General features: G+C 69.8%; 14 protein-coding genes. 5 read left to right on the forward strand and 9 right to left on the reverse strand.

Features of this window, described 5'->3' with window-relative positions; translation table 11 throughout:
* Positions 1–14 precede the first annotated feature (14 nt).
* The 4 genes from JJJ15_RS11450 to JJJ15_RS11465 are packed head-to-tail and all read left to right on the forward strand — an operon-like array spanning position 15 to position 5,075.
* Positions 15–1,280 carry an extracellular solute-binding protein gene (locus JJJ15_RS11450; RefSeq protein WP_200510818.1) on the forward strand — a complete coding sequence of 422 codons (1,266 nt, stop codon included), beginning with the start codon at positions 15–17 and terminating at the stop codon, positions 1,278–1,280.
* A 19-nt stretch (positions 1,281–1,299) separates the two neighbouring features.
* Positions 1,300–2,253 (forward strand): sugar ABC transporter permease, encoded by a 954-nt coding sequence (locus JJJ15_RS11455; RefSeq protein ID WP_246742054.1) that lies wholly within the window; start codon positions 1,300–1,302, stop codon positions 2,251–2,253.
* Positions 2,254–2,256: 3 nt separating this feature from the next.
* Entirely contained in the window at positions 2,257–3,144 is an 888-nt protein-coding gene (locus JJJ15_RS11460; protein ID WP_200510819.1) for a carbohydrate ABC transporter permease, read from the forward strand.
* Positions 3,145–3,158: 14 nt separating this feature from the next.
* Complete coding sequence (locus JJJ15_RS11465) at positions 3,159–5,075, forward strand: alpha-glucosidase (protein ID WP_200510820.1); 1,917 nt, start codon at positions 3,159–3,161, stop codon at positions 5,073–5,075.
* Positions 5,076–5,289: 214 nt separating this feature from the next.
* Here the strand turns inward: JJJ15_RS11465 and JJJ15_RS11470 are convergent, their stop codons facing one another.
* The 5 genes from JJJ15_RS11470 to JJJ15_RS11490 form a co-directional block, all read right to left on the reverse strand.
* The gene (locus tag JJJ15_RS11470; RefSeq protein WP_106108761.1) at positions 5,290–6,552 is read right to left on the reverse strand and encodes an alpha-hydroxy acid oxidase; all 1,263 of its coding nucleotides are present in this window, start codon (positions 6,550–6,552) and stop codon (positions 5,290–5,292) included.
* A gap of 666 nt (positions 6,553–7,218) precedes the next feature.
* Positions 7,219–9,099, reverse strand: a complete 1,881-nt coding sequence (locus JJJ15_RS11475) for a phosphoenolpyruvate carboxykinase (GTP) (RefSeq protein ID WP_246742055.1) — start codon at positions 9,097–9,099, stop codon at positions 7,219–7,221.
* 798 nt (positions 9,100–9,897) lie between these two features.
* On the reverse strand, positions 9,898–10,686 hold the full coding sequence (locus JJJ15_RS11480) for a hypothetical protein (RefSeq protein WP_200510821.1): 789 nt from the start codon (positions 10,684–10,686) through the stop codon (positions 9,898–9,900).
* Between the two features lie 119 nt (positions 10,687–10,805).
* The gene (locus tag JJJ15_RS11485; RefSeq protein WP_200510822.1) at positions 10,806–12,314 is read right to left on the reverse strand and encodes a chloride channel protein; all 1,509 of its coding nucleotides are present in this window, start codon (positions 12,312–12,314) and stop codon (positions 10,806–10,808) included.
* A 299-nt stretch (positions 12,315–12,613) separates the two neighbouring features.
* The gene (locus JJJ15_RS11490; protein ID WP_200510823.1) at positions 12,614–15,016 is read right to left on the reverse strand and encodes a 6-phosphofructokinase; all 2,403 of its coding nucleotides are present in this window, start codon (positions 15,014–15,016) and stop codon (positions 12,614–12,616) included.
* A gap of 394 nt (positions 15,017–15,410) precedes the next feature.
* Here JJJ15_RS11490 and JJJ15_RS11495 point away from each other — a divergent pair, with 394 nt between their 5' ends.
* Positions 15,411–16,262 (forward strand): DMT family transporter, encoded by an 852-nt coding sequence (locus tag JJJ15_RS11495; RefSeq protein ID WP_200510824.1) that lies wholly within the window; start codon positions 15,411–15,413, stop codon positions 16,260–16,262.
* Between the two features lie 14 nt (positions 16,263–16,276).
* On the opposite strand, the gene JJJ15_RS11500 is transcribed toward JJJ15_RS11495, so the two are convergent.
* The 4 genes from JJJ15_RS11500 to JJJ15_RS11515 form a co-directional block, all read right to left on the reverse strand.
* The gene (locus tag JJJ15_RS11500) at positions 16,277–16,597 is read right to left on the reverse strand and encodes a hypothetical protein (protein ID WP_200510825.1); all 321 of its coding nucleotides are present in this window, start codon (positions 16,595–16,597) and stop codon (positions 16,277–16,279) included.
* Between the two features lie 9 nt (positions 16,598–16,606).
* The gene (locus JJJ15_RS11505; RefSeq protein WP_200510826.1) at positions 16,607–18,445 is read right to left on the reverse strand and encodes a DUF6571 family protein; all 1,839 of its coding nucleotides are present in this window, start codon (positions 18,443–18,445) and stop codon (positions 16,607–16,609) included.
* A gap of 348 nt (positions 18,446–18,793) precedes the next feature.
* Entirely contained in the window at positions 18,794–20,881 is a 2,088-nt protein-coding gene (locus tag JJJ15_RS11510) for a hypothetical protein (protein ID WP_200510827.1), read from the reverse strand.
* A gap of 165 nt (positions 20,882–21,046) precedes the next feature.
* Complete coding sequence (locus JJJ15_RS11515) at positions 21,047–22,723, reverse strand: hypothetical protein (protein ID WP_200510828.1); 1,677 nt, start codon at positions 22,721–22,723, stop codon at positions 21,047–21,049.
* Positions 22,724–22,902 lie beyond the last annotated feature (179 nt).

The following is a 22,902-nucleotide window of genomic DNA, read 5'->3' on the forward strand; positions in this document are numbered from 1 at the left end:
ACCGGGAGGTTCCCATGACAGCACTGAGCAGGCGCTCCTTCCTCGCCACGACGGCGAGGGCGGCGGCGCTCGCGGCGGCGGGAGGCTCGCTCGCCGCCTGCTCCTCGGGCCGGGACGGCAGGGTCCGCCTCGAGCTCTTCCAGTTCAAGAGCGAGGCCATAGGCCTCTTTGACAGGATCTGCGCCGACTTCAACGCGGCCAACCCGGACATCGAGGTCACCCAGAACTTCCAGGCGGACAACGTCACGGCCCTGCGCGTGCGCCTGGTCAAGGGGGACATGCCCGACCTGGTGACCATCAACGCCGACTACAACTACGGCGCCCTGGCCCGTACCGGCGTCTTCCACGACTTCGCGGGCTCCGACCTGCTGGGACGGGTCCAGCCCACCATCGCCGGCATCCTCACCAGCCTCGGCGCGGGCGCGGCGGGGGAGAACAACGGCCTGCCCTTCGCGGACAACGGCTCAGGCATTATCTACAACAAGGACGTCTTCGACTCCGTGGGCCTGACCCCGCCCACCACCTGGGCGGAGCTCATTGAGATCTGCGACGAGCTCACCGCCGCGGGCATCGCCCCCTTCTACTGGGGCTTCAAGGACAACTGGACCGGAGCCCCCATGTTCTCCTCCATCTCGGGGGGCTACCTCACCGACGGCGTCGCCGCCTGGTACCAGCGTCGCCGCGAGGGCGCGGTCTCCTTCTCCGAGCTCACCCCCGTGCTGGAGAAGATGCGCACCGTGGCTGGCTACGGCAACCCCAGCAAGTTCGAGCTCGGCTACAACGACGCCAACCAGGGCTTCGCCCAGGGCCGGGCCGCCATGTACTGGCACGGCACCTACGCCATCCCCGCCATCCGCTCCTACAACGCCGACATCAACCTGGGCACCTTCGCCACCCCCGCGGACGACGAGGCGGACACCAAGGTGGTCTCGGGGGTGGACGTGGCCCTGTGCACGGGGGTCAGCCCCAGGCACCCCGAGGAGTCCCTGCGCTTCCTGACCTACCTCATGCAGGAGACCAACCAGGCCTCCTACTGCACGCAGCAGGTCGCCTACCCTACCCTGACGGGCCTGGTCGCGGAGGACCCGGCCCTGGAGGGGCTCAACCCCTACTTCGAGGCCGGTCGCGTGGCCACCTACTCCGACCACAACTTCCCGCCCGCCGTCACCCTGAACGCCTACATCCAGCAGTTCCTCATCTCCGGCGACGTCGACGCCCTCGTCTCCACCCTGGACACCCAGTGGGACAAGGTCGTCAAGCGCCTGGCCGAGACCGCCTGAGGACGAAGGAGGACAGACCATGACCCCTGTACCCAGCACGACGGCGCCCAGGGCCGCGGCCCCGAAGGCGCCACCGGCCCCCTCACGCTCGCCTCGCCGCGGCGCCAACCGACCCAGGAGGGTCGAGCGCGCCTACATCTGGATGGTGGCCCCCGCGGCGGTCCTCTTCACGGCCCTGCTGACTGTCCCGCTCCTGACCGGCCTCTTCTACACCTTCACCAACTACCAGGGCTACGGCGAGTGGCGGTTCGTAGGGCTGACCAACTACAAGAACCTCCTCACCGACGACATTATCTGGGGCTCCTACGTCTTCACCTTCAAGTACGCCCTCGTCGCCACCGTCCTGACCAACGTCATCGCCCTGGGCCTGGCGCTCCTGCTGAACTCCCGGATGAGGGCGCGCAACCTCATGCGCGGCGTCTTCTTCCTGCCCTACATCCTGCCGGTGCTGATCGTCTCCTACGTGTTCAGCTACCTCTTCACCAACAACCTGCCCCTCATCGGCCGCGAGCTGGGCTGGGAGTGGCTGAGCACGTCCCTGCTCGCCAACGAGGACCTGGCCTGGCTGGCCATCGTCGCGGTGGGGGTGTGGCAGGCGGCCGCCTACAACACGATCATCTACCTGGCCGGGCTCCAGACCGTCCCCGAGGAGATCTACGAGGCCGCGGCGCTCGACGGCGCGGGCCCCTGGCGCCGGCTGCGCTCCATGACGCTGCCCCTCATCATCCCCTTCATGGGGATCAACATGATCCTGTCCTTCAAGAACTTCCTGGGCGTGTTCGACCAGGTGGTGGCCCTGACCAGCGGCGGTCCGGGGACGGCCACCCAGTCGATCTCCTTCCTCATCTTCAAGAACGGGTTCCAGGGCGGCGAGTACGCCTACCAGACGGCCAACGGCATTATCTACTTCCTCATTGTCGTGGCCGTCTCCTTCGCACAGCTGAAGTTCTTCCAGAGCCGGGAAAGGGTCTGAGACATGTCCGCAACCACGCCTACCTCCACCCTGGCCACCGTGCCCCCCGCCGCCCCCAGGCGTCGGCGTCGCCGCACCTACGGCGTGAGCTGGTGGACCACCGCCCTGGCCGTGGTCCTCAGCCTGACCGTCCTCGTACCGCTCTACTTCACCGTGGTGACGGCCTTCAAGACCCCCGAGGAGCTGGCCGCCTCCGGCTTCTCCCTGCCCCGCTCGTGGAACCTGGACAACTTCCGTGAGGCCTGGACCACCACCAACTACCCCCGGCGCCTCCTGGAGACCGCGGTCATTACCGTCGGCGCGGTGGTCCTCACCCTCCTGACCAACTCCCTCGTGGCCTACGCCCTGGGACGCAATATGCACCGCAAGTGGTTCCGCCGCCTCTACTACTACTTCGTGGCGGCCCTCTTCGTGCCCTTCCCGATCATTATGCTGCCGGTGGTCAAGGAGACCGCCTGGCTGCACCTGGACAACGAGGCCGGCCTGGTCCTGCTCTACACGGTCTACGGACTGGCCTTCAACATCCTCATGTACACCTCCTTCATCAAGTCCATCCCGGTGGAGCTCGAGGAGGCCGCGGCCATTGACGGGGCCAGCCGGTGGGGCGTCTTCTGGAAGGTGATCTTCCCGCTCCTGTCCCCGATGAACGCCACCGTGGGCATCCTGACCTGCCTGTGGGCGTGGAACGACTTCCTCCTGCCCCTGGTCATCCTCACCGACGAGTCCCGGGCCACGCTGCCCCTGGCGCAGTACGTCTTCCAGGGGCAGTTCAACACGAACTACACCGTCGCCTTCGCCTCCTACCTCATGGCCATCGCGCCCATGGTCCTCGTCTACGTCCTCGCCCAGCGCTGGGTCATCTCCGGCGTCATGCGCGGCTCCCAGAAGTAAAGGAGACTCCTGCCATGAGCACACCCACCCCGGCGGGCGGCCCCGCCCTGCCTCTGGTCCCCTCGCCCCGCCACGCAGGCAGCGGGCCGCACTGGTGGCGCCACGCGGTGGTCTACCAGGTCTACCCCCGCTCCTTCCAGGACAGCGACGGTGACGGCGTGGGCGACCTCCCCGGTCTCCTCTCCCGCCTGGACTACCTGGACGCCCTGGGCGTGGACGTGGTCTGGCTCAGCCCCGTCTACCGCTCCCCCCAGGACGACAACGGCTACGACGTCTCCGACTACCAGGACATTGACCCGCTCTTCGGCACCCTGGCCGACCTCGACGCCCTCGTCGCGGGCCTGCACTCCCGCGGCATGCGCCTGGTAATGGACCTGGTGGTCAACCACACCAGCGACGAGCACCCCTGGTTCCGCTCCTCCCGGCGCGGCCCCGTGCCGCCTGACGGCGCCCCCAGCCCCCACGCCGACTGGTACATCTGGCGCCCGGCCCGCCACGTGCCCGGCCTGGCCCCCGGGGAGGCGGGCACCGAGCCCACCAACTGGGGCTCGGCCTTCTCCGGGCCCGCCTGGACCTGGGACGAGGGGCGCGGGGAGTTCTACCTCCACCTCTTCAGCCCCCGGCAGCCCGACCTCAACTGGGAGAACCCCGAGGTGAGGAGGGCCGTCTACGCGATAATGCGCTGGTGGCTGGACAGGGGCGTGGACGGCTTCCGCATGGACGTCATCAACCTCATCTCCAAGACCTACCCGCTCACCGACGCCCCCGTGCCCCCCGGCGCCCGCTACGGCAACGGGTTCGGGGCCGTCGTCAACGGGCCGCGCGTCCACGAGTTCCTGGCCGAGATGAACCGGGAGGTCCTGGCCGGGCGCGTGGACGCCGCCGGGCAGCCGGTGCACGTCCTGACGGTGGGGGAGACCCCCGGCGTTACCCGTCCCGAGGCCGCCCTCTACACCGGGCCCGCCCGCGGCGAGCTCGACATGGTCTTCCAGTTCGAGCACGTGGGCCTGGCCGACGGGCCGGGCGGCAAGTTCGACCCCAGGCCCGTGGACCGGGTCGCGCTCAAGCGCAACCTCGCCGCCTGGCAGGAGGCCCTGGCCCCGGCCGTGGACGCCTCCGGCCGCCTGACCGGGGAGAGGGGCTGGAACTCCTGCTACTGGGACAACCACGACCAGCCCCGGGCCGTGAGCCGCTTCGGCGACGACGACCCCGCCTGGCGGGAGGTCAGCGCCAAGACCCTGGCGTCCGTGCTGCACCTGCACCGCGGCACCCCCTACGTCTACCAGGGCGAGGAGATCGGCATGGTCAACACGGTCTTCGCCGGTGTCAGCTCCTACCGGGACCTGGAGAGCCTCAACCACTACCACGAGCGGGTGGGGGCGGGGGACGACCCGGCGTCGGTGCTGGCCTCGCTGGCCGCCAACTCGCGTGACAACGCCCGCACCCCCGTGCAGTGGGACGCGGGCCCCCGGGCGGGCTTCACCACGGGCACGCCCTGGATCGACGTGGCCCCCAGCTGCACCGAGGTCAACGTCGCCAGCCAGGTGGGGGTGGGGGGCAGCGTCCTCGAGCACTACCGGGCGCTCATCGCCCTGCGGCACACCGACCCCGTCGTGGCCCTGGGTACCTTCCGCCTGCTCGACGCCGATGACCCCGGGTCCTGGACGGTGCTGCGCGAGCTCGTGGGCGCCGACGGCACGCGCGAGCAGGTCCTGCTGGTGGCCTCGTGCACCCGGGAGGGCCTGGAGACGGGGGCCGGCTCCGCGCTGCGGCGTCGGCTCGCCGCCGAGGGACTGGACCTGGGGCAGTGGGACGACGCGACGCGGGTGCTGGTCGCCTCCCTGCCCGCCTCCGCGGCCCTCCCCAGCGGGCGCGGGGTCCCCGGACACCTGGCGGGCTGGGACTCGGTCGTCCTGCGTCGCACCGTGTGAGGCGAACCGTGTGAGGCCCGGGCGCCGGGCGGCGCCGGGGCCGGGCGGCGTGCCCGGGAGGTGGGTCTGGGCGCTGGGTCCGCCTTTTCACCGGGAACGTACCTTAGCTGTCGGCGACGTACCCTAGAGGGCTTCTAGGGTACGTCGCCGGTGACAAAGGTACGTTCCCGGTGACGAAGGTACGTCGCCGGTGGTCAGGGGAAGTGAAGTACGGCTAGAGCGAGTCCGCGGCCGCGCGGACCTGCCCCCTGACCGGCACCAGGCGGGTGAGCTGGGTGACGTGCCGGGGCTCGAGCTCGGCCAGGCTGGCTACCCCCAGCAGCTTCATGGTGCGTACGATCTCCTCCGTGAGGATCTCAATGGCGCGGTCCACGCCCTGGCGCCCGCCGGCCATGAGCCCGTACAGGTAGGCCCGCCCAATGAGCGTGAAACTGGCACCCAGGGCCACGGCGGCAACAATGTCGGCGCCGTTCATAATGCCGGTGTCGATCATAATGGTGGCGTCCTTGCCGACCTCCCGGACCACCTCGGGCAGGAGCCGGAAGGGCACGGGGGCGCGGTCCAGCTGGCGCCCGCCGTGGTTGGACAGCAGCACGCCGTCGACCCCCAGGTCGATGAGGCGCTTGGTGTCGTGCAGGTTCTGCACGCCCTTGACAATGATCCTGCCCTTCCACATGTCGCGGATGACGGCCAGGTCGGCGTCGCTGATGGTGGGGTCCATGGCGCTGTCCAGGAGCTCGCCCACGGTCCCGCCGGTGCTCTTCAGGGAGGCGAACTCCAGCTTGGGGGTGGTCAGGAAGTCGAACCACCACCACGGGCGTGGGACGGCGTTGAGGACGGTGCCCAAGGTGATCTGGGGCGGGATGGAGAAGCCGTTGCGCCGGTCACGCAGGCGGGCCCCGGCCACCGGGGTGTCCACGGTGAACATGAGGGTGTCGAACCCGGCGGCGTCGGCACGCCGGACCAGGTCGTAGGAGATCTCCCGCTGGCGCATGACGTAGAGCTGGAACCAGTTGCGCCCGTCCGGGTTGGCGGCGCGCACGTCCTCGATGGAGGTGGTGCCCAGGGTGGACAGGGTGAAGGGGATGCCCGCGGCGCCCGCGGCCCCGGCACCGGCCACCTCGCCCTCGGTCTGCATGAGGCGGGTGAAGCCGGTGGGGGCGATGCCGAAGGGCAGGGCCGAGGTGCCGCCCAGGATCTGGCAGGACGTGTCCACGTCCAGGGCCGGGTGGAGGATGTCGGGGTGGAACTCGACGTCCCGGAAGGCCTGGCGTGCCCGGCGCAGTGAGACCTCGCCCTCGGCGGCGCCGTCGGTGTAGTCGAAGGCGGCCGCGGGTGTGCGGCGTCTGGCGATCTTGCGCAGGTCCCAGATGGTCTGGGCGGCGGTGAGCCGACGACGACGGCCGTTGAGGTCCGGGGTCTTGAAGTGCAGGAGGTCAAAGATCTCGTACGGGTTGGGGAGCTGTCGCTGGACCATTCGGAACCTCGTTGTCGAGTGGTGTGAGGGGCCTACCGGGTTAGGTGCGGCCGTGCTGCCGTGAGGGGCTGGTCCCCTCCCAGGGCCCGAGGGGCTCTGGCTGGCACCCATGACTGTAGGGAATCTCAGGGGCGAACACAAGGTGAGGCTAGCCTTATGGGCGCTCCCCGGCGCTGGTGGGTGGGTACTGGTTGGTGGGGTGTCGGTGGGTGGGGCGTCGGTGAGCCGACGCGCGCCCTCCGCCGGGCTCTGGCTGCCTCGGGCGTCTGTCGTGCGTGCGTTGTTGGGTCTGGGTGGTGTGTGCGGTGTCGGGTCTGTGCTTCGACGTCGGTCCTGGGTCTGAGGTGAACGTGCTTTCCTGGGAGTGAACGCTTCTTCTTATTGGTGAACGCGCTTTAAGGTAGGTGGACGCTACCTAGAGTGGCGTTCACTTGCCTAAAAGCGCGTTCACCCACCTAAGAGCGTGTTCACCTCCTCAGGAGCGCGTTCGTCTGCGGGGACGGTGGGAGTATGGTTGCTGGACCTTGGTGGTGTGTCCGTCGTCGTGCGTCCGTCTGCGGGGACGGCGAAGGGTGGTACTCCTTGCCGGCCCCCGCCTCTGCCGTGTCTAGCTGGCAGGGGCGGGGGCCGGGCTTTCAGGGGCGGGGCCTACGCTCCTCGGGCCTTCTAGGCCTTCTGGGCCTCCTGGGCGTCCAGCGCGGCGGCCACCCGTCGGTGCGCCTCCCAGATCTCCCCGGGCAGGCCCTTGAACTGGGACAGGTGCTCCTGACGCAGGCCCATCTCCTGGCGCCAGCGGGGCACGTCAATGGTCAGGAGGCGGTCGAGGTCCTCGTGGCTGCCCTCAAAGCCCTCCAGGTTGAGCTCCTCGACGCGCGGGACGATGCCCACCGGGGTCCGGCGTCCTGTGACCCGGCCCTCCTTGAGGTCCATGAGCCACAGCAGGGCGCGCAGGTTCTCCCCGTACCCGGGCCACAGGAAGCGGCCATCGTCGGGGTCACGCTGGAACCAGTTGACGTGGGCGAAGATCGGCTTGTGCTCGGCGGCACCCAGCACGTCCAGCCAGTGGCGGGCGTAGGCGCCCTCGGGGAAGGACATAAAGGGGCGCATGGACATGGGGTCGTAGCGCAGGCGCCCCTCGGTGCCCTCCGCGGCGAAGGTCGCCTCGGCACCCAGCGTCAGGCCGTCGTAGACACCCTCGGCCAGGTCCGTAATGGCGCGGATGAGCGGCTCACGGTCCCGACAGCGCCCGCCGAAGATAATGGCGTCGATCGGCACACCCTCGCTGCGCTCGTAGTCCTCGGCGATATTGGGCACCACGGACAGGCGGGCGGTAAAGCGCGAGTTCTTCTGCGACCACAGGTCCTCGTCGGCCCCCGAGCGCTGGTGGGCGACGGGGCGCTCGGAGACGAGCTCGTTCTTCCAGTCGCGCCAGCCGGTGACGTCGAGCGGGTAGTCGGGGGTCTTGCCCTCCCACCACAGGTCCTTGGTGCCCTCGTGGTAGGCGACGTTGACGAACAGGGTGCCGGTGCCCTCGGCAACCGCCCTCATGGCGTTGGGGTTGGACTCCCAGTTGGTGTCTTTGGCCACGCCGAAGGTGCCGTACTCGGGGTTCATGCCGTAGACGCGCCCGTCCTCGCCCACGCGCAGCCAGACGATGTCGTCGCCGTAGAAGTCGACCTCGTAGCGCTCGCCCAGGGCGGCCGGGGGCAGCATCATGGCCAGGTTCGTCTTGCCCGAGGCCGAGGGCATGCCCCCGCAGACGTGGTAGGTGCGGCCGGTGACCTTGTCCCGGATGCCGATGAGCATGAACTGCTCACCCATAAAGCGTCCCGAGGCCCAGCCGTCGTAGGAGCCCTGGCGCAGGCCGTGGGCGATCTTGCCCAGCAGGGCGTTGCCGCCGTAGGCGGAGCCGAAGTGCAGGATGGTGCGCTCGTCGGCGATGGTGGCGAACAGCCGGCGGTCCTCCTTGGTGCCCTGGCCCAGGGCGTCCAGGTCACCGGTGGCGTGGACGGCGCGCACGAAGAAGCCGGGGTCGTCCAGGTCATTGAGGTAGTCCACGCCCACGCGCGCCATGCGCAGCATCTGGAGGACCACGATGCGGTTGTCGGTGATCTCGACGCCGACGGCCCACCGAGAGAGGGGAGAACCGGGAGGGGCCATGAGGTAGGGGACGACGTACATGGTCTTGCTGGCCATGGCGCCGCTCATGCGCTCGACCTGCTGGGTACGTACCTTAGTGGCGTCGCGCCAGTTGTTGTAGACGCCCCTATCGGCGGGGTCGTGGGTGGCCACGACCGTGCGCTCCTCGGAGCGGGCGGTGTCCTTGGGGTGGCTGTGGGCCAGGTAGCGGCCGTGGCCTGCCTCAATGAGCTCCCCGGCTGCCAGGGCCTGGGCGAGAAGACGCTCGTCGGCGTCGGCGTTAACGACCTCGACGTCCTGGGGGGTGAGGATCCGGGCCCACTCGGTGACGAACTCGTGGACGTAGGGGTTGCGCAGCCCGGCCTGGGCCAGGGCTGCCGGGGCGTCCATGGTCACGGCGCCTGTCATAGAGGGTCTCCTTATGTGCTGGTGGTTGGGTGCCGGCCCGGGGCGGGCGCGGGGAGCGCTGGCCCGCCCCGGGGGCTGGCAACGAGCCTAGCCTAAATTTCGGGTACCCGAAACTCTGTAGGGTGTCGTGGCGCGGGGTCACAGGTGGCCGTGCTGGTCCTGGACGGGCTGACCTGGTCGTCCTGCGCCGCACCGCGCTCCGTGTGAGGTCCGGGGTGCGGGCAGTGGGGTGCGGATGCGTGTGGTGATGACGTCAATGAGGTGAGGTCCAGGCGGGTGCGGGCGACGGCGGGTGACCACCGCCCAGCCCATGGTGCAGGTCGTGAGGTGCAGGCGGGTGCGAGCGGCGGGCTTGGGTGGTGCGTCTGGCGTCGTGCGTCGGCGTCGGGTTTGGGTCTGAGGTGAACGTGCTCTCCTGGGGGTGAACGCTCTTTCTTGGGGGTGAACGCGCTTTAGAGTAGGTGAACGCTACCTAGAGCGGCGTTCATCTGTCTGAAAGCGCGTTCACCTCCTCGGGAGCGCGTTCACCTGGTTGAGAAGCGCGTTCGTCTGCAGGACGGTGAGAGCACGACTGCCGTACCTCGTGGGGGACAGCGAGGCACCCCCGCTCGCGCAGGGTTTGAGGCCGGGCACTAGCACGGACCCGGCGACCAGGGGAGGCACCCTCCGCTCATGCGGGGCTTGCTTGTCGCGGGCGGCGAGCTTGGCGTCGTGGGGGACAGCGGGGCACCCCTTGAGCTCCTGCCGGACGACGTAGTCCGGTGGCCTGGTTCTGCCTGGTCCCGGCCTCCCGAGCTCCTACCGGAAGGTGTAGTCGCTGCTGTTCAGGGTCATCTGCCTGCCGTCGGGGGCGGTGCAGGTCAGGGTGCTGTTGCCGGCTGTGCAGGTGAAACCGTGCGCTGACAGGCTCTGGCCCTCAGGCAGCTCCTTGAAGGCGTACCAGTTGTCCTCGCAGTACTGGGAGCCCGGCTCGGCGCTGGTGCACAGCATGCCCAGGGAGACGTCGCCCCGGCACTCGCCGACGCTGTAGCCGCCGGACCACAGCGCGAACGCCGTACCAATGTGGGCGATGCCGTAGCAGTAGTGGCGGTCCTCCTGGTGGACGTCCAGCCGGGTGCCGACCTGGCAGCTGACCGCGGGGACCGTCTGGGTGGTGAAGTACTTGTCGGTGACGCCCTGGGGGCCGTCGATGTCAGTCTGGCCGGCGGCGTCCCGCCCGGCCTGGGTGGGCTGGCTGACCTCCTGGGTGCCGATGGTGCACAGCATGTTGTTGTCCGCGGTGCGGAAGACGACGTCCCCTCCTGGCTGGGTGTAGGCCTGGACGTTCGCCAGCGGCCCTGAGGCGGTGGACGAGTCGGAGCTGGAGGGCAGGGGCGCGTTCGGTGAGAGGGCGGTCCCAGGGTCCTGGGTGGTGCCGGACGTGGCGTTAGGCGTGTCGGCGGTCTCAGTAGCGGCCTCAGTGGTGACGGTGGTGGCCGGGTCCGCCGAGGGGTCAGCCTCGGGGATCTCGTCACAGCCGGTCCCGGCCAGGGTCAGCAGGATGGCGGCGCCCAGCACCAGGGTGCGGGCACGGAACGAGTGGGACATGGGGTCTCCTCATGGTGGCAGTGGTGGAGTCGGAGAGGCGGATCGCCCCGTGTACGCAGGCTGCGCAGTGCGGGGGCTTCCTTGGCTCGCAGTGGCAGGGGTGCCATCCAGTGTAAGGCTTAGGGGAACCTTTTACGGAAGATACCGGAAGTAACCTGCTCGGACGCCGTGGTGGCCAGGACGGTCACGGCCACCATGACAGGTAGATACCAGACCGGGCCCCGGACGATCTCCCACACGAAGACCGCCCCGAACAATGGCGCCCGCTGGGTCACGGACAGCACGACGGCGCCCCCGGCCAGTGCCAGCGCCGCCACGTCCACGTCCCACCCCACCAGGTGTGAGGCGATCCCCAGTACCGCCCCCGCGCAGCCCCCCAGGGCGAAGGACGGTGCCAGCAGGCCGCCGGTGGCACCCGCCCCCAGGGTCAGACCGGTCAGCAGGGGCTTGAGGACCACCACCCCCAGCATGACCAGGACCGCGGAGGCGGTGACCGGGGCCACCAGGGCTGCGCCCAGGGCGTCACGACCGTTGCCTGGCAGCAGGGGCAGGGCCAGGCTGGCCACCCCCGTGATCAAGCCCGCGCCGCCGATACCCAGCGGCAGTCCCCACAGGCGTGCCGGGTGGTGGGCCGCGAACCGGGCCCATAGGGCGCGCGCCCCAACTCCCAGGGGCAGGGTGAGGGCCAGGAGGACGGGCAGGGCCAGGAACGTGGGCGCGGTGGCGGTCAGGGCGGGCAGGGCCAGGGCCGCCCGGTTGCCGTCCACCACCCAGGTGGTCGCCGCGGCGAGCAGGCTCACCACCAGGCAGAGCACTGTGGCACGCAGCCGCGGCCAGGTAGTGGGGCTGGGGGCGCCACCGGGTGCGGTACCCGCGCCCGGGTCCGTGCCAGTCGACGAGCCGCGGCCGGCTCCGGGTGCGTCGGGCCCCGGCGTCGCCTGAGCGGCAGGGTGCTCGGGGTCAGCGGGAGCGCTCGCGGCCCCCCGGGGCCGGTCGGTCCCCCGAGGCTGGGCGTCGGTCCCCTGGGACCGGGTGTCGGTCTTCTGGGGCCGGTCAGTCCCCCGGGGCCGGGCGTGTCGGCGCGGCAGGAGACGCAGCGCCAGGACCACCTCCAGGGCGTAGGCGGCCCCGCCCAGTGGCGCGTTGTACATGGCCGTCAGTCCCGCACCGGCGCTGGCGGCGACCAGGAGCCGGGCCTCACCGGGCCCCAGGCCCAGCCAGGACGAGACCCGGGCTGCCACGGCCCCCGCCATGAGGCGTGGCGCCCCCTCCCGGCCCACCGAGTTGCCGGCACCCACCGTAAGGACCTGGACGACGCCGTCGAGACAGGGGCGGACCAGGCCCATGCGTCGAGCCACGCCCCCGCTGGGGTCGGCGAGTGCGGCCCGGACGGTGACCACGCCACCTGTGGCACGCTCCCACCACCAGAACAGGCCCGCACCCAGGCCACCGGCCGCCGGGGCGAGGGCGGAGCGCCAGCCCGCCTGTGCCACGCGGTCAGGCAGGCTGGGGGCGTCCACCCCGTAGAAGACCAGCTCGACGCCCTCCAGGAAGCGCGCCATGGCCAGGCCGATGAGCCCGGCGGCCAGAGCACACAGCAGGACAGCGGCAAGACGGCGGGCGGGCATGACCCCACCCTACCCAGCCCCGGTAAGCCGTGCGTCGGCAGACAGGGCCTACCTTGCGCGGGCCGTCGGGGCTGGGAGGCAGAAGGCGGCTAGGAGACGGCGACGGGGCCCAACCCCGTGCGGGCCGTCGGGACCCCACCGGGGTGACCCCTGACGGAGACGACTGGGGACCAGGCAGGCAGGGGTGTCACCTGCCCGCGATCGAGGGGCGGGCCGACGTGCCTTGGGGCAGGGTGCGTCAGCGTGACCGCCGACCCGGACCAGGCTCAGGTCGGTGGCGTGCCCCGGGGCAGGGTGCGTCAGCTCGCGGCGGCCTCGTCCACGCTCGCGCCGAAGTCCGGCACCTCCTCAAGGGGCAGGATCCCGGCGTTCTGGCTGACCAGGGCGATCGCCCCGCGTAGGCCCATCCACCACTGGTTGAGGGGGCGGCGGTTGGCGCGGTCGAGCTCCTCGTTCATGTGCTCCAGGCGGTGGTGCGTGATCCGCCCACCGGTCAGGCCCACGTAGGAGGAGTGGGCGGTTCCTGCGTCGAGCTGGTCGGCCAGGAGGCGCAGGGCGTGGGCCACGAGCTTGGTGGCCATGAGACGGTCGAAGGGCGTGGGGTCCCCACCCTGCTGGAGGTGGCCGATAATGGCCTGACGCACGTCGTACAGGCCGTGGCCCTCCTCGGCGAAGATGTGCGCCAGGACGTCGGTGGTGTAGTTGACGCTGGCGCGCTCGTTGCGCACGATGAGGTAGAGCTCGCGCCCGGAGCGGAAGGCCTCCACCATGCCGGCCGTGTCCCGCGCCAGCCCCGCCAGGGTGATCCCGTCCTCGTTGAGGTAGACGCGCTCGGCACCGGTGGCGATGCCGGACATGAGGCTGAGGTAGCCGCAGCGGCGCCCCATGATCTCGGCCACGAAGCATCGGTGGGAGGCCGCGGCGGACTGCTTGATGGAGTCCAGCGCCCTCACCGCGTTGTTCAGGGCCGTGTCCGCGCCAATGCTCAGCTCGGAGCCGGGCAGGTTGTTGTCGATCGAGGCGGGCACGCACACGATCGGGATCTTGAAGGCGGGGTAGCGGTCCCGCTCGGTGACCAGCTGGTGGGCGGCCAGGTAGGCGTTGAAGCCGCCGATGACCAGCAGGGCGTCGATCTCGTGGCGCTCGATGGAGCGTCCCAGGGCGTAGAGCTGTTCCACCGTGGGGACCTCACGGCGGGTGCCCAGCTCGGCCCCGCCGTCTCCGACCCAGCCCTCGACGTCGTCCCAGGACAGGGCGTGGACGTCGCCGTCCAGGAGCCCGGGGAAGCCGCCGTGGACGCCCAGCATGGTGAAGTCGTGGTCCAGACCCAGGCGGACGGCAGCGCGCGCGGCGGTGTTCATGCCCGGGGCCAGGCCCCCGGCGTGGACGACCGCCACCCGGCGCGGGCGGTCGGCCCTTGACGTGGTGTCGATGCTCGGGCCGCGCCGGAAGGGGGCGGGCAGCGGTGGGGCGGTAGCGGCCTGGTCCTGCTCGTCCTGGGTGTGGACCGCCGGGTCCAGGGCCGGGGGCGTGGACATGGTCTCGAAGAGCTGCAGCATCTGGCCGAAGCTGGCTCCACGGGCGGCCACGGCCCCCTGGTAGTCCCCGCTGGCCACCAGGTCCTTGACGGCGCGGGTGGCATTGACCTGCTCCATCATGGGCAGGGCACGGATGCGGTTGTGACGCTCGGCGAAGATGACCGGCTCGGAGTCGGCGGTGGCGGTGACCACCTCCCGGGCAGCCGCCACCCCCAGGAGGGTGGACATCCAGCGGTCGTAGGCGCTGGGCTTGCCACCGCGCTGGACGTGGCCCAGGATCGTCACCCGGGCGTCCTCACCCAGGCGCTCGGAGAGGACCTGCTTGACGTCGTCGGCGGTGATGCGGTTGCCGGAGCGGTCCGTGGCCCCCTCGGCCACAATGACCATGGACTCACGCCGTCCGGCCTCGCGGCCCTGGCGGAGCTTGGTGCACATGTCGTCCTCCCAGCCCTCGGCCGGAGGAAGCTCGGGGACCAGCACGTAGTCGCATCCCCCGGCCACGGCCGTCATGAGCGCCAGGTACCCGCAGTGGCGTCCCATGACCTCCACCACGAAGGTGCGCTGGTGGGAGGCCGCGGTGGAGGAGATGTCGTCAATGGCCTCCAGGATGCGGTGGAGGGCGGAGTCGGTGCCGATGGTCATGTCGGCGCCCACCAGGTCGTTGTCGATGGAGCCGACCAGGCCGGTGACGATGAGGGCGGGGTGCTCGGCGGCCGTCTGGGCGCTGATCTCCCCCTTCTCGGCCAGCTCGGCCACCAGGGAGGGCCAGTTCTCCCGGAACACGTTGGTGCCGGTCAGGGAGCCGTCGCCGCCGATGACCACCAGGTGGTCGATGCCGTGCTCCAGCAGGTTGCGTGCGGCGGCGAGCTGGCCCTCGCGCGTGCGGAACTCCGCGGAGCGGGCGGTGCCGATAATGGTCCCTCCGCGGTGGAGGACCGAGGAGACCGAGTCCCAGGCCAGGGGGCGGATCCCGTCCCCGCCCTTGACGGCCCCGGCCCAGCCCTCCATGACGGCGTAGGGCTGGGCCCCCAGGCGCAGGGTGGTGCGTACGACGGCGCGCACGGCGGCGTTCATGCCCTGTGCGTCGCCGCCGGAGGTCAGGATCCCGATCCGCAGGGGCTCGGCGGTGGTGGAGGTGGTGGGCGGCGTCGTCGGCTGAGCCATGAGGGTCCTTCTCGAGCGGTCAGTGGTCAGGTCCTCCTATTGTCCCCCGACCATGGGGTCTACGTTACGTCTGTGGCGGGGCCGCTCGCCCTGGGCGGAGCGCACCACCGGGGGACGGTCCCGTTCGTCCGGTCAGAGCGGACCAAGGTCCCTGGCGTAGACGACCCTGCACATGAGATAGGCGGCGCGACCGGTTAGAATAGGTCATGGGGAGCCCGCCGTGGTCAGGGGCGGTCTGGCACCGTCTCCCGGTGGTGGGGCGGCACGGGGCGCCCCGGTCCTTGACTACCAAGCCAGGTGCGCAGCGTAGCGCCGCACCGTCCTTCTTGCGGAGGTCGATGTGTCCCACGCTCTGCCGCGTGCGCTCAGCCGTACTGTGCCAGCCCTGGCCCTCATGACGGTCACGACCGTGTGGGGCTCCACCTTCGTCATGATCAAGGGCGTGGTCGGGGTCATCCCCTCCATGGACTTCCTGGCGGTCCGGTTCGGGATCGCGGCCCTGGTCGCCCTGGCCTGGCGTGGACGCTCCCTGGCGCGCTGCCCCCGCTGGGTGTGGACCAGGGGGGCCGGTACGGGGCTGGTCTACTTCAGCGCCCAGGTGGCGCAGACGGTGGGGCTGGAGAGTGCGGACGCCTCGGTGGCCGGCTTCGTCGCCGGCACCTACGTGGTCCTGACCCCGGTGGTGCTGCGTGTGGCTCTGGGGGTGAGGGTGTCGGGGCGTACGTGGGTGGCGGTGGGTCTGGCCACGGCGGGGACGGCGGCCCTGGGCCTTAAGGGCCTGGCCCTGGGGCCGGGGGAGTCCCTGAGCCTGCTGGCCGCCCTGCTCTTCGCGGTGCACATTGTCTGGCTGGGACGGTGCGCCACCCGCGCCAACCAACTCGACCTGGCGGCGGTCCAGGTCATCGCCCTGGGGGTGGCCAGCGTCCTGGTGGGCCTGCCCGGGGGCGTGACCCTGCCCGACGACGGCGCCCAGTGGGGTGAGGTGCTCTACATGGCACTGGCCCCGGGCCTGCTGGCCCTCCTGCTCCAGACCTGGGCGCAGGCGCGCACCTCCTCGTCCAGCGCGGCCGTCATGATGGCCACTGAGCCGCTCTTCTCAGCCTTCTTCGCGGTGAGCCTGGGGGGTGAGCAGGTCACGGCCCGCCTCCTGGTCGGTGGGACGTGCATCCTGGGGGCGGCGTGCGTGGCCGAGGTACTGCCCGCGGTCCGGCAGGCCCGGGAACGGCGACTGGGCCTGGTGGCCTAGCCGGCCGGTCGTGGTTACCCGCCCTGGGCCCGGCGACGGCGTCGTTCCTGGCGTCTGCGTTGTCTTGCGCGTCGGTGCTGCCAGTGCCGTTGGGCGCGGCGCTGGTAGGTGTGGGAGTAGCCGTAGACCAGGCGGGCGGTGGCGGCGGTGAGCAGCAGCGCTAGAGCGGTCTGCCCGGGAGGGATCCCGGGGCCGCTACGGGGGTCGAAGTGCCGGGCGACCCAGGTGCCGCTGGTGAAGGCGAAGGCGATGTCACCGCGCGCGTTCACGGGGGAGAGCCCCTGGCTCGTGCGCGTCCTCTGGAACCAGGTCTCCAGGCCCCGAGGGTTTGACACTGCCCTGTCCTAGTCTAGGTGCCACGTTCCGTCGTCTCCCAGGGTGATCCAGTCGTGGGCTGGTCGGCCGTCCTCCAGGGTGTAGGCGTCTTGGGGGATAAGGCGGGCGGCGTCCAGGACGCCGATAGCCTCCAGGGACAGCCTGGCGGCGATCTCGCCCCTGAGCTGCCCCTGTGTCAGGGAGGAGCTGCTGGTCGTGGTGGCCTGGGTGGCCTGGGCCGGGTCGGCCAGGGGCTGCCAGAGGGTGTGCGGGTCCAGGCTCCAAGGTGCCGGGCCCTGGTCCAGGGCGGCCAGCACCACCCCGGCGGCGGGGCTCTCCTCGCCCTCTCCCACGCCTCTGCCCGTGGCACACGCTGAGTACAAGTATCCGTACAATCGGGCACCCCCTTGCGCGTCACTCAGCATTGAACGGTAGATATCGTTATGGTAGTGGGACTCAGTAGACTCTCTGATGCCGAAAACTATGTGGTAGGCGTTAAAGACTGATAAGGCCTTAAAGAGGAGGCTCAGGGCGGTGTCGTCGGTCAGGACCTCGCGCAGCAGGGCGGTCACCTCAGCGTCGTGGTGACCGCTCCAGGCCACGGGCAGGGTGGTCCCAAAGAGGCTGGTCCCAGGGTCAGGCGCGGACTCAGCGGCCGCGTCACCGACGTCGCTCATGGAGTTGGCGAGCATGACGGCGGTGGTGCGTCTGGCTGTGGGTGTCCAGGTGGTGGTGTCCATGCCTGCCAGGGTGATGGTGGCTTGTTCGGTGAGCCAGGCGGCCTGGGCCTCGTAGGGGTTGGGTTGGGATGTGGTGGGCTTGTAGCGCAGGGTGGAGGCCGAGGCAGCTGCGGACGCGAGGGCCTCCAGGCAGGCGGTTCCTGACTCCTGGGTGCGGGCGGACACCCACTCCCAGGTGGTGGCGTCCACCTTGGTGGCCCGGCCCTGCCTGAACTCGTACTCCTCACCAGGTGAGGGGCCGAGGGCGGCTCCTGGTAGAGGTGGGGCCAGGACGTCCAGGACCGTCTGGGGACGCCGGGCCGCGGCGGTCAGGACCGCGGGCAGGGGGCCGTAGGAGGAGTAGCGGGCCCTGACCTCCCGGGGCGCGTCTTCGGGGAAGTTCACGTACCCGCCGCCTGCCGTGGTGGTCAGGCGCGCGTACTCCACCCACCCCACCCGCGAGCCCCCGGCGGCCTCGCCAGCCATCAACCCACGAACCAGAGCATCCAGGAACCCGGCATCCAGGGCCAGAGGATCCTGGGAACCCGACTGACCGCCACCCGGGGCCTGGCCGTCACCAGCACCCAGGACCTGGGCAGCCGCCTGACCACCCCCAGGACCCGGGGTCGCCGTGTCCCCGGCACCAGGAACCTGGCCGGAGCCCGACTGCCCGCCCCCGGCACCAGGGGCCTGGTCTCCGGCCCCGGAAACCTGGCCGTCACCAGCACCCGGGGTCTGGGTGCCAGCGGCGGCGGTGGTTAGGGGGTCCTGGTTGGCGGTGAGCAGGCGCATGAATCCTGTTGGTAGTAGGAGGGTGTCGGGCTCGGCCAGATCGCCGGTCACCGTGACCAGGGCCGTCAGGTCTCGGGCCAGGGCCTCTCGGTGCCCCTCGTCCCACAGGGGTGAGGCGGTAGCCGTGGCCAGCAGGGACGTCCACACGCACGCCAACGACGTATTCTCTGCGTCCGCTCCCACGGCACCGCTCTCCCCAACGGGCAGGTGTGCTGCGACTCGTAGCAGGCCCCTGGCCCCCAGGGCGTCAGCCAGGGCAGTCGCATAAGCACCCCCATCGGCGCGCGGCGCCACGCGCTCACTGACCGCCTGCGTCAGGGCCGTGTAGTCGCCCTCGTCCAGGGCCCCAGTCAGCACGACGGCGTCCCCGAGAGCGGCACTGGCGCTATCAGCAGCATTCGGGCTAGTGGTGGTGTCTGTGCTGGCAGCAGTGACAACTCGGATGGTGGCTGGGGTACCCGGGCTGGTAGTGGAGGCTGGTGCTGTAGCTGTACCCGAAAGGACCTGTGTGGTGGGTGCGTCCGGGAGTGGTACGGCTGCTGCTCGTGGGGACACGCGGCAGGTGGGCAGGGCCAAGCAGGCCGACAGGACCAGGCACCCTGCCAGCAGCACACCCCACCCACCCCGGACGACACGACCAACAGGCCTCACACAAACCAACTCCTCACTACTCAAAGGGGATGAAAGTAGTCGTCTACGTAGACTTCAGCTCACGGGTCCACCCCGGTACTCCTCCTCGTACCAGCGCCTGCGTCGCTTCTCTCTGCGACGTTGGTGGGTGTGGGAGAAGTTGTAGACCAGGAGGGTGGTGGCAGTGGTCAGTGCCACCACCAGGGCGGCGTGCCTGGCGGGGCTCCTGGGTGTGGTGGCAGGCACGGGTTCGTGAGCTTCCTGGGATCCGTACTCGAAGGCCACGTACGTGGGACTGATGCATTCTGCTCCGAAATTGTGTGTGCGCCACACGACTTGGAACCAGGTGTTCAGATCGTACTTGTTGGCTATGGCCGTGTTCCAGTCGAGGTGCCACACGCCGTCACTGTCCCTGATGATCCACTGGAAGACGTCTGGGTAGCGTCCTTGGTAGTCTTCTTGGGGGATGAGGTGTGTGGAGTCCAGGATGCCGATGATCTCGAACCGCAGTCTCCCGTCGAGGACGGCTTGAAACTCCTGAACCGCAACTCTGTCTACTCCGCTGGTGTCCGTGGCATCCTGGTTCGCGGGGTCGGCCGGGGGGTGCCACGATGCTCCTGGGATCGGGGTCAGGCTCTGAAGCATGGTGTTGAGCAGGATCCCGGTGGCGGTGCTCGCCTCGTCAGCGCCTATTCCCCTGCCTGTGGCGCAGGCGGTGTAGAGGTAGCCGTACAGGGAGCTGTCCAGACTAGTTTCATGAAGTAGTGTAGCATAACTCACGTCGAGTCTGGTCCCGGGCTCGATATCTTTGGCGACGGCGGTAAGGTGGTGGGCGGTGAATACCCCGGCGGCCCTGGATACGGTGGTCAGGGCGGTGTCGTCCTTGAGGACCTCGCGCAGCAGGGTGGTCAGTTCCTCGTTGTGGTGCTTGCTCCATCCGGTAGGAAGAGAGTTGTAGAAGGTCTGGAAGAGGTAGAAGTGCACGTCGTCACGGGCGGCGTCCCACAGGTCGCCTACGGAGTTGGCGAGCGTGACGGCGGTGGTGCGTCTGGCTGTGGGTGTCCAGGTGGTGGTGTCCACGCCTGCCAGGGCGGTGGTCGCCTGTTCGGTGAGCCAGGCGGCCTGGGCCTCGTAGGGGTTGGGCTGGGATGTGGTGGGCCGGTAGCGCAGGGTGGAGGCCGAGGCCACGGCAGCGGTGAGGGCCTCTAGGTAGGCGGGGCCCGCTTTCTGGGTGCGGGCGGCTACCCACGCCCACAGGGATCCGTCCACCTGGGTGGCTAGGATCCGCCTGAACTCGTCCTCCTCGCTGGGCGGGGTGCTGGGGTCGGGTCCTGGTAGGGGTGGGGCCAGGATGTCTAGGACGGTGGTGGGGGTGCGGGCGGTGGCGGTCAGGACGGCGGGCAGGGGGTCGTAGGAGGCTCGGTGGGTGGTCATGTCCTGGGGTGTTCCCTCGGGGAAGTTCACGTACCCGCCGCCTGCCGTGGTGGTCAGGCGCGCGTACTCCACCCACCCCACCCGCGAGCCCCCGGCGGCCGCACCGGTCTCGCCGGCCATCAACCCATGAACCAGGGACGCCAGGAACCCGGCATCCAGGGCCAGAGGATCCCGCACATCTTCACTATCTGACGTTTGGGTGCCAGCGGCGGCGGTCAGGGGGTCCTGGTCGGCGGTGAGCAGGCGCATGAATCCTGCTGGTAGTAGGAGGGCGTCGGGCTCGGCAACGTCACCGGTCACCGTGACCAGGGACGTCAGGTCCCGGGCCAGGGCCTCTCGGTGCTCGTCGGTCCACAGGGGCGAGGCGGTGGCTGTGGCCAGCAGGGACGTCCACGTGGTGGTGGTGCCAGTGGGTAGGTGCGCCGCCACACGCACCAGGGCCCGTGCTCCCAGGGCGTCGACCAGGGCAGTCGCATAAGCACCCCCACCGGCGTGCGGGGCTACGCGCTCACTGACTGCCTGTGCCAGGGCCGTGTAGTCGCCCTCGTCCAGGGCCCTGGTCAGTGCGTCGGCGTCCCCACGGGCAGCGTCGGCAGCGTCAGCATCCGTACCAGCAGTAGCAGCACTGGTGGCGGCACCCGGGTGGGTGGTGTCTGTGCCGGTGGGGCCGGTAGTGGGGGCTGGTGCCGTACCCGAAATGACCTGGGTGGTGGGTGCGTCCGGGAACATTATGGTCGCTGACGCTCGTGGGGTCCCGGGGCAAGTGGGCAGGACCAGGCACCCTGCCAGGGCCACACCGCGGCGCACGAGGGCCCACCGGCTAGGACGATCGGCAGGAATCATACGAATCAGCTCCTTTGCTCAAGAGGGTGAAAACAACGGTCTACGTAGTCTTCAGTTCACGGGTCCATCCCGGTACTCTTCCTCGTACCAGCGGCTGTGCTGCTCCCGACGCTTACGCCGTCTCTCCTCGCGGCGTGGGCGCAGTCTCTCCCTGCGACGTTGGTGGGTGTGGGAGAAGTTGTAGACCAGGAGGGCGGTGGCAGTGGTCAGCGCCACCACCAGGGCGGCGTGCCTGGCAATGGTCCTGGAGTTCGTCGTAGGGGGTGTCGCTCCTATGCCTTTATCCAGACCGTAACCAGCGACCGTGATCAGTGTGGAGTCCGTGAGGAGGAGGGGGCCCGCTAGGTACTTATTGGTCTGCATCCAGTCATCGACTGCGCCAGCGTTCTCCTCGGCCTTGTGTGGGTCGACGTGCCAGTGCTGGTTCTCGTCCTGGGTCATCCAGTCGCTCCCGTACGACCCGCCTTTTATGTTCGGGTAGGCCTCGTCGGGGAGCAGTCCAGCCGTGGCAAGCGCGAGTATGGGTTTTCTCCTCAGTTCCCTCATGATGCGTACCTGGAGTAGTTCCCGGTCCTCGGGGGCGTACGTGCCTTCTGTCCTGGAACGGGCCCCGTACACGTAGCTGTACAGGGTCACGTCGTACATGAACGTGCCTAAAACCTGCTTATACGCCTCGTCAATACTGGTTCCTGACGGGATTCTTCCTGCGGTGACGGCTAGGTGACGGTCGGCAAGAGCCTCGGCCGCCCTGGATATGGTGGTCAGGGCGGTGTCGTCGGTCAGGACGTTCTGGAGCAGGGTAGTGAGCTCTTCGTCGTGGCGGTCCTGCCAGGATACTGGCAGGAGCTTGTCGGAACTGGCATAAAGGTCATTATGAGCGACGTCGGTGGCGGCGTCCCACAGGTCACCTATGGAGTTGGCGAGTATGACGGCGGTGGTGCGTCGGGCTGTGGGTGTCCAGGTGGTGGTGTCCACGCCTGCCAGGGTGACTACTGCCTGTTCGGTGAGCCAGGCGGCCCGGGTCTCGTAGGGGTTGGCCTGGTAGCGCAGGGTGGATGCCGAGGCCACGGCCGCGGTCAGGGCCTCCAGGCAGGCGGGGCCCGCTTCCTGGGCGCGGGCGGCCACCCACTCCCAGGTGGTGGCGTCCACCTTGGTGGCCGAGGAATGCTGGCCCGCCTGGTCTTGGCCGTCCCTGTCGTCCTGGGGTGGGGCCAGGACGTCCAGGACCGTGGCAGGGGTGCGGGTTGCGGCGGTCAAAACCGCGGGCAGGGGGTCGTAGGAGGAGTAGCGGGCCCTGACCTCCTGGGGTGTTCCCTCGGGGAAGTTCGAGTACCCGCCACCTGCCGTGGTGGTCAGACGCGCGTACTCCACCCACCCGATCCGCGAGCCCCCAGCTGTCTCACCGGCCATGACACCGCGAGTCAGGGCAGCCAGGAACCCGGCATCCAAGGCCAGAGGATCCCGGCTGTCCTCATTATCTGGGGCCTGGTCCGGGTCAGGGCTGGTGGCCTCCAGACCCTGGTCGGGGCCTGACCACTCATCCTCGGACCTGGGGTCCTGGTCGGCGGTGAGCAGGCGCCTGAAGCCCAGTGGGAGCAGGAGCGTGTCGGGCCCGGCCAGGTCGCCTGTGGTGGTGACCAGGGACACCAGGTCCCGGGCCAGGGCCTCACGGTGCCCCTCGTCCCACAAGGGCGAGGCGGTGGCCGTGGCCAGCAGGGACGTCCACACGAGTGCCGGGTGAGGCACGTCCCTGGCGCCACCCTCCGTACTTGTGACGCCACTTTCCCCTGTGGGCAGGTGCGCCGCCACCCGCACCAGGCCCCTGGCCCCCAGGGCGTCAACCAGGGCAGTCGCATAAGCACCCCCACCGGCGCGCGGGGCCACACGCTCACTGACTGCCTGCGCTA

The organism is Actinomyces sp. HMT897, assembly GCF_016626125.1.
In the GTDB taxonomy this organism is placed as follows: Bacteria; Actinomycetota; Actinomycetes; order Actinomycetales; family Actinomycetaceae; genus Actinomyces.

What these genes read in the sequence shown, in the direction of transcription:
- JJJ15_RS11490 (WP_200510823.1), bottom strand. Translation starts at nt 15,016, where the DNA reads ATGGCTCAGCCGACGACGCCGCCCACCACCTCCACCACCGCCGAGCCC.
- JJJ15_RS11510 (WP_200510827.1), bottom strand. Translation starts at nt 20,881, where the DNA reads ATGTTCCCGGACGCACCCACCACCCAGGTCATTTCGGGTACGGCACCA.
- JJJ15_RS11485 (WP_200510822.1), bottom strand. Translation starts at nt 12,314, where the DNA reads ATGCCCGCCCGCCGTCTTGCCGCTGTCCTGCTGTGTGCTCTGGCCGCC.
- JJJ15_RS11475 (WP_246742055.1), bottom strand. Translation starts at nt 9,099, where the DNA reads ATGACAGGCGCCGTGACCATGGACGCCCCGGCAGCCCTGGCCCAGGCC.
- JJJ15_RS11495 (WP_200510824.1), top strand. Translation starts at nt 15,411, where the DNA reads ATGACGGTCACGACCGTGTGGGGCTCCACCTTCGTCATGATCAAGGGC.
- JJJ15_RS11470 (WP_106108761.1), bottom strand. Translation starts at nt 6,552, where the DNA reads ATGGTCCAGCGACAGCTCCCCAACCCGTACGAGATCTTTGACCTCCTG.
- JJJ15_RS11465 (WP_200510820.1), top strand. Translation starts at nt 3,159, where the DNA reads ATGAGCACACCCACCCCGGCGGGCGGCCCCGCCCTGCCTCTGGTCCCC.
- JJJ15_RS11450 (WP_200510818.1), top strand. Translation starts at nt 15, where the DNA reads ATGACAGCACTGAGCAGGCGCTCCTTCCTCGCCACGACGGCGAGGGCG.
- JJJ15_RS11460 (WP_200510819.1), top strand. Translation starts at nt 2,257, where the DNA reads ATGTCCGCAACCACGCCTACCTCCACCCTGGCCACCGTGCCCCCCGCC.
- JJJ15_RS11455 (WP_246742054.1), top strand. Translation starts at nt 1,300, where the DNA reads ATGACCCCTGTACCCAGCACGACGGCGCCCAGGGCCGCGGCCCCGAAG.
- JJJ15_RS11480 (WP_200510821.1), bottom strand. Translation starts at nt 10,686, where the DNA reads ATGTCCCACTCGTTCCGTGCCCGCACCCTGGTGCTGGGCGCCGCCATC.